5 protein-coding genes are annotated in these 13,626 nt (G+C 70.8%); 4 read left to right on the top strand and 1 reads right to left on the bottom strand.

Annotated features, from left to right (window positions below):
* Positions 1–96 precede the first annotated feature (96 nt).
* Positions 97–2,853 carry a SpoIIE family protein phosphatase gene (locus ACFWN1_RS25575; protein ID WP_384366369.1) on the bottom strand — a complete coding sequence of 919 codons (2,757 nt, stop codon included), beginning with the start codon at positions 2,851–2,853 and terminating at the stop codon, positions 97–99.
* A gap of 342 nt (positions 2,854–3,195) precedes the next feature.
* On the opposite strand from ACFWN1_RS25575, the gene ACFWN1_RS25570 reads away from it, so the two are divergent.
* The 4 genes from ACFWN1_RS25570 to ACFWN1_RS25555 all read left to right on the top strand — a co-directional run bounded on the left by ACFWN1_RS25570 (position 3,196) and on the right by ACFWN1_RS25555 (position 13,572).
* Positions 3,196–8,652: a HAMP domain-containing protein gene (locus ACFWN1_RS25570; protein WP_384366366.1), complete on the top strand. Its 5,457-nt coding sequence runs from the start codon at positions 3,196–3,198 to the stop codon at positions 8,650–8,652.
* 257 nt (positions 8,653–8,909) lie between these two features.
* Entirely contained in the window at positions 8,910–9,590 is a 681-nt protein-coding gene (locus ACFWN1_RS25565) for a two-component system response regulator (RefSeq protein ID WP_384366363.1), read from the top strand.
* 125 nt (positions 9,591–9,715) lie between these two features.
* A complete protein-coding gene (locus ACFWN1_RS25560; RefSeq protein WP_384366360.1) occupies positions 9,716–12,445 on the top strand; it encodes a DNA translocase FtsK in 2,730 nt (909 codons plus the stop codon).
* A gap of 281 nt (positions 12,446–12,726) precedes the next feature.
* Entirely contained in the window at positions 12,727–13,572 is an 846-nt protein-coding gene (locus ACFWN1_RS25555; RefSeq protein ID WP_384366358.1) for a helix-turn-helix domain-containing protein, read from the top strand.
* Positions 13,573–13,626: the final 54 nt, after the last annotated feature.

The raw sequence follows: 13,626 nt of genomic DNA, 5'->3' as shown, positions 1-13,626 counted from the left end.
GTTTGGGGGCTCGGCGAAAGCTGTACGCCCCCACCCTCAGCGGGTGGGGCCTTTTGCATGTCCGGGTGGGACCGCCGGGCGGCGGGCCCACGGGCCTCAGTCCCGCTGAAGCCCCGGAACCCGCATCGCCAGGATCGCCATGTCGTCGGACGGGGCGTCGGAGGCGAACCGCTCCACCGCCCGCAGGACGCGCGCCGCGACCGCGCCCGCCGTGAGTCCCGTACAGGTCGTCAGGACGTCCGCGAGGCCGTCGTCGCCCAGCATGCGGGTGCCTTCGCGGCGTTCGGTGACGCCGTCCGTGACGCACAGCAGGACGTCGCCGGGGTCCAGGGTGACCGTCTCCTCGTACAGCTCCAGGTCCTCGATGACGCCGAGCAGGGGCTGGGGTTCGGCGGCGGCGGTGACCGTGCCGTCCTGGCGCAGGCGCAGCGGGAGGGGGTGGCCGGCGCAGACCACCTTCAGCTCGGCGCCGCCGTTCGCCTGCGGGCGCAGCTCGCCGTACAGCAGGGTGAGGAAGCGGCTGCGGTCGCCCTCGTCGAGGATGGCGGAGTTCAGCCGCTCCAGCACCGCCGGGCCGCTCAGGCCCTCCCTGGCCAGCAGGCGCAGGGCGTGCCGGGCCAGGCCGGTGACGGCGGCCGCGTTCGGGCCGGTGCCGCAGACATCGCCGATCGCGAAGCCGTACGCGCCGTCGCCGATGGGGAAGAGGTCGTAGAAGTCGCCGCCCACTTCGTTGCCCTCGCCGGCCGCGCGGTAGATGACATCGACCTCGACGCCGTCGATCGGCGGCAGACCGGGGGGCAGCAGGCTGCGCTGGAGGGCCTGGCTGATGGCCGTGCGCTCCGAGTACAGGCGGGCGTTGTCCAGAGCCAGGGCGGCCCGGCGGGACAGATCCTCGGCCAGCTCCAGGATCTCCTGGCGGAAGTGCTCGTCGGCGGGCTTGCCCAGGGTCAGCATGCCGATCACGCGGTTGCGGGCCACCAGCGGCAGTACGACCGTCTCGCCGCCGACCGCCGAGGCCGTGGCCAGGGTCGGGCCGGTGCTGGAGGCGAGCTGCTGGGTGGGTCCGCCGGACAGGCCCAGGCTGCGCATGGAGCTGCGCAGGGCGGCCTGGTGGGCGACCTCGCCGGGCAGCGGCCAGACGCGGGCGCCCGGCGTCAGTACCGGCTCGGGCGGCGGGATCTTCGACAGCAGCGACTTGATGCCGTCGATGAACTCCTCGTCCTCGTGCAGGACGTACGACAGATACGGGTCGGCGGACTGCTCGCTGATCGTGTAGACCGCGCACCAGGTGGCCAGGGTCGGCACCGTCATCTGTGCCATCAGGGCGAGGGTCTGGTCACGGTCCAGGGTGCCGGCCAGCAGGTCGGATGCCTCGACCAGGAAGCTGAGCGAGCCCCGGCGCAGCCGCTCCAGCTCGCCGAGGCGGGCGGACTCCACGGCCAGGGCGATGCGGTCGGCGGCGAACTGGAGGCGCAGCGCCTCCTCGTTGGAGTACCGGCCCGGTGCCTCGGCGGCGACGCCGAGGGAGCCGGTGAGGCGGCCCTCGACCTTGAGGGGCACGGTGACCACCGAGCGCATGCCGGTGCCGGCCAGGAGCGGTACGGCGGCGCTGGGGATGACGCTCAGATCCTCGTGGACGGCGGGCATGCGCGCCGAGCCGTAGCGGCCGGGGCCCGCCTCGACGGGGACGCGGGCGAAGCGCTGGCGGGTGGAGGGCAGGCCGGTGGAGGCGCGGACCTCGAGTTCCGTCTCGTCGTCGGTGGCCAGCAGCAGGAAGGCGGAGTCGCCGTCGAGCATGTCGCGGGCCCGCTCGACGGTGCGCTGGAGGAGTCCGTCGAGGTCGTCGGGGGCGGGGGAGCCGATGAAGACCTCGAACGGGTCGGCGCTCTGCCCGTCGGAGCCGCCCTGGTCGCCCGCGGGGAGGCGGGTGGGGGTCTGGAGGACGGCGCGCTCGTGGTCGCGGACCAGGAGGCAGACCGTGGAGGGCTCGCCGCCGGTGTCGCGGACGCGGAGGTGGGAGGCGTAGACGGGGGAGACGCGGCCGTCGGCGCCCTGGATGCCGTAGCTGCCCTCCCAGCGGGAGAGCTGGAGCGCCTCGGCGATGCCGGTGCCGGTGCCGGGGGTGTGCGGCCAGGCGGCGAGGTCGGTGAGGGGCTTGCCGACGACCTCGTTCGCCGGGTAGCCGAAGAGTTCCTCGGCGTCCTCGTTCCAGGCGCTGACGCAGCCCTTGCGGTCGATCTGGAGGACGGCCACGCGGACCCGGCCGTCGGCCAGGGGGAGGAGGTCGGGCGGGAGGGCCGGGCCCGCGGCGCGGGTGCCTACCTGGCGCTCGGGCAGGTCGAGCTGGAACCAGACCTTCTTGTGCGTGGGGGTGTACTCGACGCCCCAGCGGGTGGCGAGGGCCGCGCAGAGCTGCAGGCCGCGGCCGCCCTCACGGTCGGGGCTGCCCATGACGGCGTGCGCGCTCTGCAGCGGGACCTCCCGCTCGGGGTAGCGGTCGGAGACCTCGATACGGGTGCCGTGCTCGGTGCGCAGGCACAGGACCTCCGCCTCGGTGCCCGCGTGGACCACGGCGTTGGTGACCAGCTCGCTGGTGAGCACCACGGCGTCGTCCACGATGTCGGCGAACCCCCAGCCCTGGAGGGTGTCGCGGACGAAGGCGCGTGCGGTGGCGACCGAACGCCCGACGGGCTCGAAACTGGCGGCCGCGCGGGCGGTGATCACGGAACTCCTTGCTCTGTCGTCGACGTGCGGGGCCGGCGGGCCGGACGGCTCGGACCGCTGCTGCGGGGTCCGCTCGCCGTTGGGCCATGGCTCCGGGGGAGGTCCCCCCGAGATCAGTCCGGTGGTCATCCTCTGCGGCCCCTCCGATGCCCGTGTCCTTCTCGTGCCGCCGCCCAGGCCGGTCGGGCCGGTGCGGCTGGACAGCCGGATGCAAGGTTACTTACCTTCGCCGTCGCGGTGGATGCCGGTCGCCGGTGATTACCCCCCACGGTGTGCGAACCGTGTGCGAAGCTGCCGAACTGTTATGGCCTGGTTCGGCAGGGGTGAAACACTGGGCAGGATTTTGATGAAGGTCCGTCCGGACCGCGTGTGTTCCGTGCACGACGGGCAGCAGCCCCTGGATGCCGCCGGATCACCGGTCCGGCGCGGCCGGGCACGGCAGTGACGGTCTACCCCTCCGGGAGGGACACAGTGGAGTCTGGCGCAGCGACGCGGGGCCATAAGACGCGCGCGAAGGGCCGACCGTCCCCGCGCGGGAACGGCGGTGTCACCGAGGTGGACACCGCTGCCCTCAACCGCTTGCTCGGCGCGCTGGAATCCATGCGCGACGGGAACTTCCGCAAGCGGCTCACGGTGTCCGGCGACGGCGTGATGTCGGAGATCGCGGCGGTCTTCAACGAGGTGGCCGACCGCAATCTGCATCTGACCGGTGAGCTGTCGCGGGTGCGGCGCACGGTCGGGCGGGAGGGGAAGCTCACCGAGCGGCTGGAGACGGGCGCCTGCGAGGGCTCCTGGGCGGCCGCCGTGGAGAACTCCAACGCGCTGGTCGACGATCTGGTGCGGCCGGTGTCCGAGGTCAGCCGGGTGCTGACGGCGGTCGCGGAGGGTGATCTGTCGCCGCGCATGGACCTGCGCACCGAGGCGCCGGACGGGACCGGGCATCCGCTGCGGGGCGAGTTCCTGAAGGTCGGCCGGACCGTCAACAACCTGGTGGACCAGCTCTCCAACTTCACCGACGAGGTCACCCGGGTGGCCATCGAGGTCGGCACCGAGGGCAAGCTCGGCGGGCAGGCGAAGGTGCGGGGCATGTCGGGTTCCTGGAAGGACCTGACGGAGTCCGTCAACACCATGGCGAACCGGCTGACCGCACAGGTGCGGGACATCGCGCTGGTGACGACGGCGGTGGCCGGCGGCGATCTGTCGCGCAAGGTGACCGTGCAGGTGGCCGGCGAGATGCTGGAGCTGAAGAACACCGTCAACACGATGGTGGAGCAGCTCTCCTCGTTCTCGTCCGAGGTGACGCGCGTGGCCCGCGAGGTGGGCACCGAGGGCATCCTCGGCGGCCAGGCGCAGGTGCCGGGCGTGGCCGGGGTGTGGAAGGAGCTGACCGACTCCGTCAACACGATGGCCGGGAACCTTACCGCGCAGGTGCGCGGGATCTCCCAGGTGACGACGGCGGTGGCCAACGGTGATCTGTCGCAGAAGGTCACCGTGCCCGCGCGGGGCGAGGTGGCGCAGCTCGCCGAGACGATCAACCAGATGACCGAGACGCTGCGGATCTTCGCGGACGAGGTCACCCGGGTGGCCAACGAGGTCGGTGCCGAGGGCCGGCTCGGCGGGCAGGCGAACGTGCCGGGTGCGGCGGGCACGTGGAAGGATCTGACGGACTCCGTGAACACGGTGTTCCGGAATCTCACGACTCAGGTGCGGGACATCGCCGCCGTGACGACGGCCGTGGCCAGCGGTGACCTGTCGCAGAAGGTCACCGTGGACGTGGCGGGCGAGATGCTGGAGCTGAAGAACACCGTCAACGGGATGGTGGACCAGCTGTCGGCGTTCGGCGCCGAGGTGACGCGCGTCGCGCGGGAGATCGGTGTCGAGGGTGAGCTGGGCGGTCAGGCGCAGGTGTCGGGCGCGGCCGGTACGTGGAAGGACCTGACGGACTCGGTCAACACCGCCTTCCGCAACCTCACCGGGCAGGTGCGCAACATCGCCCAGGTGACGACAGCGGTGGCCAACGGCGATCTGTCGCAGAAGGTCACCGTGGACGTGTCCGGTGAGATGCTCCAGCTGAAGAACACCGTGAACACGATGGTGGACCAGCTGTCCAGCTTCGCCGACCAGGTGACGCGGATGGCCCGTGACGTGGGCACGGAGGGCCGCCTCGGCGGGCAGGCCCGGGTGGACGGGGTGTCCGGCACCTGGAAGGAGCTGACGGACTCCGTCAACTTCATGGCCGGCAATCTCACCTCCCAGGTGCGCAACATCGCCCAGGTGACGACGGCGGTGGCCAACGGCGACCTGTCCCAGAAGATCGACGTGGACGCGCGCGGCGAGATCCTGGAGCTGAAGAACACCATCAACACGATGGTGGACCAGCTCTCCGCCTTCGCCGACCAGGTGACCCGGGTGGCCCGTGACGTGGGCACCGAGGGCCGCCTCGGCGGTCAGGCGCAGGCGCCGGGCGTGGCCGGTGTGTGGCGGGACCTCACCGATTCGGTGAACGGTATGGCGGGGAACCTCACCGCCCAGGTGCGCAACATCGCCCAGGTCGCCACCGCGGTCGCGCGCGGTGACCTCTCCCAGAAGATCACCGTGGACGCGCGCGGGGAGATCCTGGAGCTGAAGAACACCCTGAACACGATGGTGGACCAGCTGTCGTCGTTCGCCCAGGAGGTCACCAGGGTGGCCCGTGAGGTGGGTACGGAGGGCATGCTCGGCGGTCAGGCCGAGGTGCAGGGTGTCTCCGGCACCTGGAAGGACCTCACGCAGTCCGTGAACTTCATGGCCAACAACCTGACGATCCAGGTGCGCAACATCGCCGAGGTCACCACGGCCGTGGCCAAGGGCGACCTGTCGAAGAAGATCACGGTCGACGCCAAGGGCGAGATCCTCGAACTGGTCACCACGGTCAACACGATGGTGGACCAGCTGTCCAGCTTCGCCGAGCAGGTGACGCGGGTGGCGCGTGAGGTGGGCACCGAGGGCATCCTGGGCGGGCAGGCGCACGTACCGGGTGTCACGGGCATCTGGAAGGACCTCAGCAACAACGTCAACCTGATGGCCAACAACCTGACCATGCAGGTGCGGAACATCTCCCAGGTGGCGTCCGCGGTGGCCAACGGTGACCTGACGCGCCAGGTCACCATCGAGGCGCGCGGTGAGGTGGCGCAGCTCGCCGACACCATCAACACGATGGTGAAGACGCTGAGTTCGTTCGCCGACCAGGTCACCAAGGTGGCCCGTGAGGTGGGTACGGACGGCATCCTGGGCGGTCAGGCGCACGTGCCCGGGGTGGCAGGTACCTGGAAGGACCTCACCGAGTCGGTGAACGGGATGGCGTCCAACCTGACCGGCCAGGTGCGCAACATCGCCATGGTCACGACGGCGATCGCCAAGGGCGATCTGACCAAGAAGATCGACATCGACGCCCGGGGCGAGATCCTGGAGCTGAAGACGACGATCAACACGATGGTCGACCAGCTCTCCAGCTTCGCCGAGGAGGTCACCCGGGTCGCCCGCGAGGTGGGCACCGAGGGCCAGCTCGGCGGCCAGGCCCGGGTGCTGGACGTGGACGGCACCTGGCGGGACCTGACCGACTCGGTGAACGAGATGGCCGGGAACCTGACCCGGCAGGTGCGCGCCATCGCCAAGGTGGCGACCGCTGTGACCCGTGGCGACCTGAACCTGAAGATCGACGTGGACGCGTCCGGGGAGATCCAGGAACTCCAGGACTACATCAACAAGATGATCGCCAACCTGCGCGACACCACGATCGCCAACAAGGAGCAGGACTGGCTCAAGGGCAACCTCGCCCGGATCTCCGCCCTGATGCAGGGCCGCCGGGACCTGGCGGACGTGGCGTCGCTGATCATGAGCGAGCTGACCCCGGTGGTCTCCGCGCAGCACGGCGCGTTCTTCCTGACCATGCCCGCGGCCGACGGCCAGGACCCCGCCGGGGACGGCGCGGAAGGCTACGAGCTGCGCATGCTCGGCTCCTACGGCTGCTCCACGGGCGCCATGCCGACCTCGTTCCGGCCCGGTGAGGGGCTGATCGGGACGGCAGCGCAGGAGAAGCGGACGATCCTCGTCAGGGACGTGCCCAGCGGCTACCTGAAGATCTCCTCCGGGCTCGGCGAGGCCCCGCCGGCCCAGGTCATCGTGCTGCCGGTGGTGTTCGAGGGCAATGTGCTCGGGGTGATCGAGCTGGCGTCCTTCACGCCGTTCACGCACATCCAGCGGGACTTCCTCAACCAGATCGCGGAGATGATCGCCACCAGCGTCAACACGATCTCCGTCAACACCAAGACCGAGCAACTGCTGAAGCAGTCCCAGGAGCTGACCGAGCAGCTCCGGGACCGCTCGGAGGAGCTGGAGAACCGGCAGAAGGCGCTCCAGTCCTCCAACGCCGAACTGGAGGAGAAGGCCGAGCTGCTGGCCCGGCAGAACCGGGACATCGAGGTGAAGAACACCGAGATCGAGGAGGCCCGCCAGGTCCTGGAGGAGCGTGCCGAGCAGCTCGCGGTGTCGATGCGGTACAAGAGCGAGTTCCTCGCCAACATGTCGCACGAGCTGCGTACCCCGCTCAACTCGCTGCTCATCCTGGCCAAGCTGCTCGCCGACAACGCGGAGAGCAACCTGTCCCCGAAGCAGGTCGAGTTCGCCGAGACCATCCACGGCGCCGGTTCCGACCTGCTCCAGCTGATCAACGACATCCTGGACCTGTCGAAGGTCGAGGCCGGCAAGATGGACGTCTCCCCGACCCGGATCGCGCTGGTCCAGCTCGTGGACTATGTGGAGGCGACCTTCCGGCCGCTGACCGCCGAGAAGGGCCTGGACCTGTCGGTGCGGGTCTCCCCGGAGCTGCCCGCGACCCTGCACACCGACGAGCAGCGCCTGCTCCAGGTGCTGCGCAACCTGCTGTCCAACGCGGTGAAGTTCACCGACTCCGGTTCCGTGGAGCTGGTGATCCGGCCCGCCGGCACGGACGTTCCGCAGATCATCCGGGAGCAGTTGCTGGAGGCGGGTGCGGTCACCGATCCGGACGCCGCGCTGATCGCGTTCTCGGTGACCGACACCGGTATCGGTATCGCGGCCAGCAAGATGCGGGTGATCTTCGAGGCGTTCAAGCAGGCGGACGGCACGACCAGCCGCAAGTACGGCGGTACCGGCCTCGGGCTGTCGATCTCGCGGGAGATCGCCCAGTTGCTCGGCGGTGAGATCTACGCCCAGAGCGAGCCGGGCCGCGGCTCCACGTTCACGCTGTATCTGCCGCTGCACCCGAGCGAGCTGCCGCCGCAGGGCTACCAGCAGCCCGTGCCCCCGCTGGAGGCCGGTGAGCTGGTCGCCTCCGAGGCGGAGCTGTCCGACCGGCTGACCGCCCCCCAGGTCGAGACGCCGGCCGAGGTGAAGTCGTACCGGGAGACGCAGAACGGGCCCGCCGCGCTGTTCCGGCGGCGGCGCCGCAGCCTGCCCCCGGCGGAGCACCTGCCGGAGCAGGCGATCACCATCGAGCCGGAGAACACCGAGCGGCCGGTGCGCACGGTGCGGTTCGCCGGTGAGAAGGTGCTCATCGTCGACGACGACATCCGCAACGTGTTCGCGCTCACCAGCGTGCTGGAGCAGCAGGGACTCTCGGTGCTGTACGCCGAGAACGGCCGCGAGGGCATCGAGGTCCTGGAGCAGCACGACGACGTGGCGGTCGTGCTGATGGACATCATGATGCCCGAGATGGACGGGTACGCGACCACGACCGCGATCCGCAGGATGCCGCAGTTCGCGGGCCTGCCGATCATCGCGCTGACCGCGAAGGCGATGAAGGGCGACCGGGAGAAGGCGATCCAGTCGGGCGCCACCGACTACGTCACCAAGCCGGTCGACCCCGATCATCTGCTGGGGGTCATGCGACAGTGGATGCGGCCGGAGTGACGGCATGACGGCACGACGGCACGACAGGAGCGGTCCCGGGGGCGTAGTTCAGTGCACCTGCCAGGTGTGGGAACCTCGGATTCCGGGAACCTTCCAGGCCCGGCCCGCGTTCGAGCCGGGTGCACCGTGACATCGCGGTGACAGGGTGTGGCGACGGGCGGGGTGCGGCTACGATGACCGGCACAAGGACGGGCGGCGAAACGGAGTCGTCCCCTGGGGCGGCGCCCGGTGTACCGCCGGGGCGAGGAGGGCGGGCCATGGTGCAGAAGGCCAAGATCCTCCTGGTCGATGACCGGCCGGAGAATCTGCTGGCGCTGGAGGCGATCCTCTCCGCGCTCGATCAGACGCTGGTGCGGGCATCCTCCGGGGAGGAAGCGCTCAAAGCGCTGCTCACGGACGATTTCGCGGTCATCCTGCTGGATGTCCAGATGCCGGGCATGGACGGCTTCGAGACGGCCGCGCACATCAAGCGGCGGGAGCGGACCCGGGACATCCCGATCATCTTCCTCACCGCGATCAACCACGGCCCGCACCACACCTTCCGGGGCTATGCGGCGGGGGCGGTCGACTACATCTCCAAGCCGTTCGACCCGTGGGTGCTGCGCGCCAAGGTCTCCGTCTTCGTCGAGCTGTACATGAAGAACTGCCAGCTGCGGGAGCAGGCGGCCCTGCTGCGGCTCCAGTTGGAGGGCGGTGGCGGCAGGGACACGGTCGACAGCAAGGAGCCCGCCGGGCTGCTCGCGGAGCTGTCCGCCCGGCTCGCGGCGGTCGAGGAGCAGGCCGAAGCGCTCTCCAAGCAGCTGGACGAGGAGTCCGCCGACGCCGCGGCGGTGGCCACGGCCGCGCACCTGGAGCGCAAACTCACCGGGCTGCGCCGGGCGCTGGACGCCCTGGAGCCGGGCGCCGACGGCTCGGCCTCGCTGCCTCCGCAGGGCTGACGTCCCCTCAGCCGCGCCGGGTCCCGTGAGCGGGCGTCAAAATCACGCTCCGCCAAGGGCGACACGAACGGGTGAAGCTCTGGGCACACGTGTCCGCTGTCGTCTCCCCCGGTAACCTCAGACCCATGGCCTCACGTCCCTCCGCAGCCAAGAAGCCGCCCGCGAAGAAGGCGGCCGCTCCCGCGCAGGCTGCGGCGAGGAAGGCGGCCGCCAAGCAGGTCCCGGCCAGGAAGGCCCCGCCGCGCAAGGCGCCCGTGCGCAAGGCTCCTGTGCGCAAGGTGCCCGCCAGGCCCGCCCCGAGCCCCACCGGGGGCGTGTACCGGCTCGCGCGCGCCCTCTGGCTGGGCTTGGCGCACGCGGTCGGCGCCGTCTTCCGGGGTATAGGACAGGGCGCGAAGAACCTCGACCCGGCCCACCGCAAGGACGGTGTCGCGCTGCTGCTGTTCGCCGTCGCGCTGATCGTCGCGGCCGGGACCTGGGCCGACCTGAGCGGACCCGTCGGCGACCTGGTGGAGATCCTGGTCACCGGTGCCTTCGGCCGCCTCGACCTGCTGGTGCCGATACTGTTCGCGGTCATCGCCGTACGGTTCATCCGGCACCCGGAGCAGCCGGAGGCCAACGGGCGGATCGTCATCGGTCTGTCCGCGCTCGTCGTCGGTGTGCTCGGCCAGGTGCACATCGCCTGCGGCTCACCCGCGCGTGACGGCGGCATGCGGGCCATAAGGGACGCCGGCGGCCTCATCGGCTGGGCCGCCGCCACCCCGCTGACCTACACCATGAGCGAGGTGCTCGCCGTACCGCTGCTGGTGCTGCTCACCGTGTTCGGGCTGCTCGTGGTGACCGCCACGCCGGTCAACCACATCCCGCGCCGCCTGCGCGCCCTCGGCATCCGCCTGGGCGTGCTGCACGACTACGCGGCCGACCTGGACGACGTCGAGGACTACGGCTACGACGAGCAGTGGCGCGACGAGCCGCCCGCGCGCCCCAGGAGCCGGCGCGGGACCCCGCGGGACTACGACCCCGACGCCGCTGAGGACGAGGCGCTCGACCGGCGCCGGCGCCCCCGCCGGTCCGCGCTGCCGCAGTCCGGCCCGCGCGGGACGGACGCGGTCGACGTGGCCTCGGCCGCCGCCGCCGCGCTCGACGGCGCCGTGCAGCACGGCATGCCGCCGTCCCCGGTCGTCGCCGACCTCACCCAGGGCGTGAGTGTGGGGGACCGCGAGGAGACCACCCCGGTCCCCGTGCCCCTCCCGGCGCCGGCCGACCGCCCCGTACCGGGCAGGAGGAAGACGGACGGCAGCGTCCCCGACTTCACCAAGGCCGCCCCCGAGACGCCCCGCGAGCTGCCCGCCCGCGCGGAGCAGCTCCAGCTCTCCGGGGACATCACCTATTCGCTGCCCTCGCTGGACCTCCTCACCCGCGGCGGCCCCGGCAAGGCGCGCAGCGAGGCCAATGACGCCGTCGTGAACTCCCTGCGCACGGTGTTCTCACAGTTCAAGGTGGACGCCGACGTCACCGGCTTCACCCGGGGCCCGACCGTCACCCGCTACGAGGTGCAGCTCGGGCCGGCCGTGAAGGTCGAGCGGATCACCGCGCTCACCAAGAACATCGCCTACGCGGTCGCCAGCCCTGACGTGCGGATCATCAGCCCCATCCCCGGCAAGTCGGCCGTCGGCATCGAGATCCCCAACACCGACCGGGAGATGGTCAATCTCGGCGACGTGCTGCGGCTCGCGGAGTCCGCCGAGGACGACGACCCGATGCTGGTCGCCTTCGGCAAGGACGTCGAGGGCGGCTATGTGACGCACTCGCTGGCGAAGATGCCGCACGTCCTGGTAGCCGGTGCCACCGGTTCCGGCAAGTCGTCCTGCATCAACTGCCTGATCACCTCGATCATGATGCGGTCGACCCCCGAGGACGTCCGGATGATCCTGGTCGACCCCAAGCGCGTCGAGCTGACCGCGTACGAGGGCATCCCGCACCTGATCACGCCGATCATCACCAACCCCAAGCGGGCCGCCGAGGCCCTCCAGTGGGTGGTGCGCGAGATGGACCTGCGCTACGACGACCTCGCCGCCTACGGCTTCCGGCACATCGACGACTTCAACCGCGCCGTGCGCGAGGGCAGGGTCACCCCGCCGCTCGGCAGCGAGCGCGAGCTCCAGCCGTATCCGTACCTGCTGGTGATCGTGGACGAGCTGGCGGACCTGATGATGGTCGCCCCGCGTGACGTGGAGGACTCGATCGTCCGTATCACGCAGCTCGCCCGTGCCGCCGGCATCCACCTGGTGCTGGCCACCCAGCGCCCCTCGGTGGACGTGGTCACCGGTCTCATCAAGGCCAACGTGCCCTCCCGGCTGGCCTTCGCGACCTCCTCGCTGGCCGACTCCCGCGTCATCCTCGACCAGCCCGGCGCGGAGAAGCTCATCGGCAAGGGCGACGGCCTGTTCCTGCCCATGGGCGCCAGCAAGCCGACCCGTATGCAGGGCGCGTTCGTCACCGAGGCCGAGGTCGCGCTGGTCGTCCAGCACTGCAAGGACCAGATGGCGCCGGTCTTCCGGGACGACGTCACCGTGGGCACCAAGCAGAAGAAGGAGATCGACGAGGACATCGGCGACGACCTCGACCTGCTGTGCCAGGCCGCCGAGCTGGTGGTCTCGACCCAGTTCGGGTCGACGTCCATGCTCCAGCGCAAGCTGCGGGTCGGCTTCGCCAAGGCGGGGCGGCTGATGGACCTCATGGAGTCCCGGAGCATCGTCGGACCGAGCGAGGGTTCCAAAGCTCGTGACGTTCTGGTGAAGCCTGACGAACTGGACGGCGTGCTCGCCGTGATTCGCGGGGAGTCTGACGGATAGGGACTCGGGCCACCCGGCGTGTCGGGACTGCGCCGGGTGGCGGCACCACCGTGATCCACCCGTTAGACATGGGCGGGCAACCGTTTCCCTTCGCAGTACGTCAAGTTGAGCGAGAGCAGGGGTTCAGGTACCGGCCTGGGCCGCCCGCTCCGGTCCCGCCGTCGGGCTGACCGGCCATTCCGATGGCGTACAAGTCCGTTCGCCCGCTTGCCCCACCCTTTCGTACCCCGCCTAGACTGAACGCTCAGCACAGGTGGCTCACCCGCTCGAAAGGCGCCCCCGTGTCCATCGGCAGCAACTCACCCGCAGACGAGCCCCCGTTCCCCGACGTCCCGGAGCACGACGGCCCTTCCGTCGGCACCGCCCTGCGCCAGGCCCGCGTCGCGGCCGGGCTGAGCGAGGGTGACGTCAGCGACGCCACCCGCATCCGCCCCGCCATGGTGCACGCCATCGAGGAGGACGACTTCTCCTCCTGCGGCGGCGACGTGTACGCGCGCGGCCACATCCGCAACCTCGCCAAGGCCGTCCACCTCGATCCCGCCCCGCTCATCGCGCGGTTCGACGCCGAACACGGCGGCCGGCCCGCGCCCACCCCCGCCGCCCCCCTGTTCGAGGCGGAGCGCATCCGCCCCGAGCGCCGGGGACCCAACTGGACCGCGGCCATGGTCGCGGCGATCGTCGTCGTCATCGGCTTCGTCGGCTTCACCGCCGTCAAGTCCGAGACCGGCGGCGGCACGGACAACCAGGCCGGCGGCGCCAGCGCCTCGCCGACCGCCACCAAGTCCGCCGCGCCCACGCCGAAGACGGAGCAGTCCGCCACGCCGAAGTCCGACCCGTCGGACAGCGCCATCGCGGCCGCCCCGCAGGACAAGGTGACCGTCCGGGTCACCGCACCGAACGGGCGGAGCTGGATCTCCGCCAAGGACCACAACGGCCGCATGCTGTTCGACGGACTGCTGAGCAAGGGCGAGTCCAAGACCTTCCAGGACAGCACCAAGATCAACCTGATCCTCGGTGACGCCGGGGCGATCGAGCTGTACGTCAACGGCAAGAAGATCGACGACGACTTCCGGCCCGGCGCCGTGGAGCGGCTCACGTACACCAAGGGCGACCCCGAGGTCGGGTGACGCCTTCCGGGCGCCCGGAGCGAGCGGACGGTGACGGAGGTGACGGGGTTGGCC

It is taken from the genome of Streptomyces sp. NPDC058459 (assembly GCF_042721685.1).
Lineage (GTDB): Bacteria > Actinomycetota > Actinomycetes > Streptomycetales > Streptomycetaceae > Streptomyces.
This window is presented reverse-complemented; position numbering and strand designations above follow the sequence as displayed.

What these genes read in the sequence shown, in the direction of transcription:
- ACFWN1_RS25575 (WP_384366369.1), bottom strand. Translation starts at nt 2,853, where the DNA reads ATGACCACCGGACTGATCTCGGGGGGACCTCCCCCGGAGCCATGGCCC.
- ACFWN1_RS25565 (WP_384366363.1), top strand. Translation starts at nt 8,910, where the DNA reads ATGGTGCAGAAGGCCAAGATCCTCCTGGTCGATGACCGGCCGGAGAAT.
- ACFWN1_RS25560 (WP_384366360.1), top strand. Translation starts at nt 9,716, where the DNA reads ATGGCCTCACGTCCCTCCGCAGCCAAGAAGCCGCCCGCGAAGAAGGCG.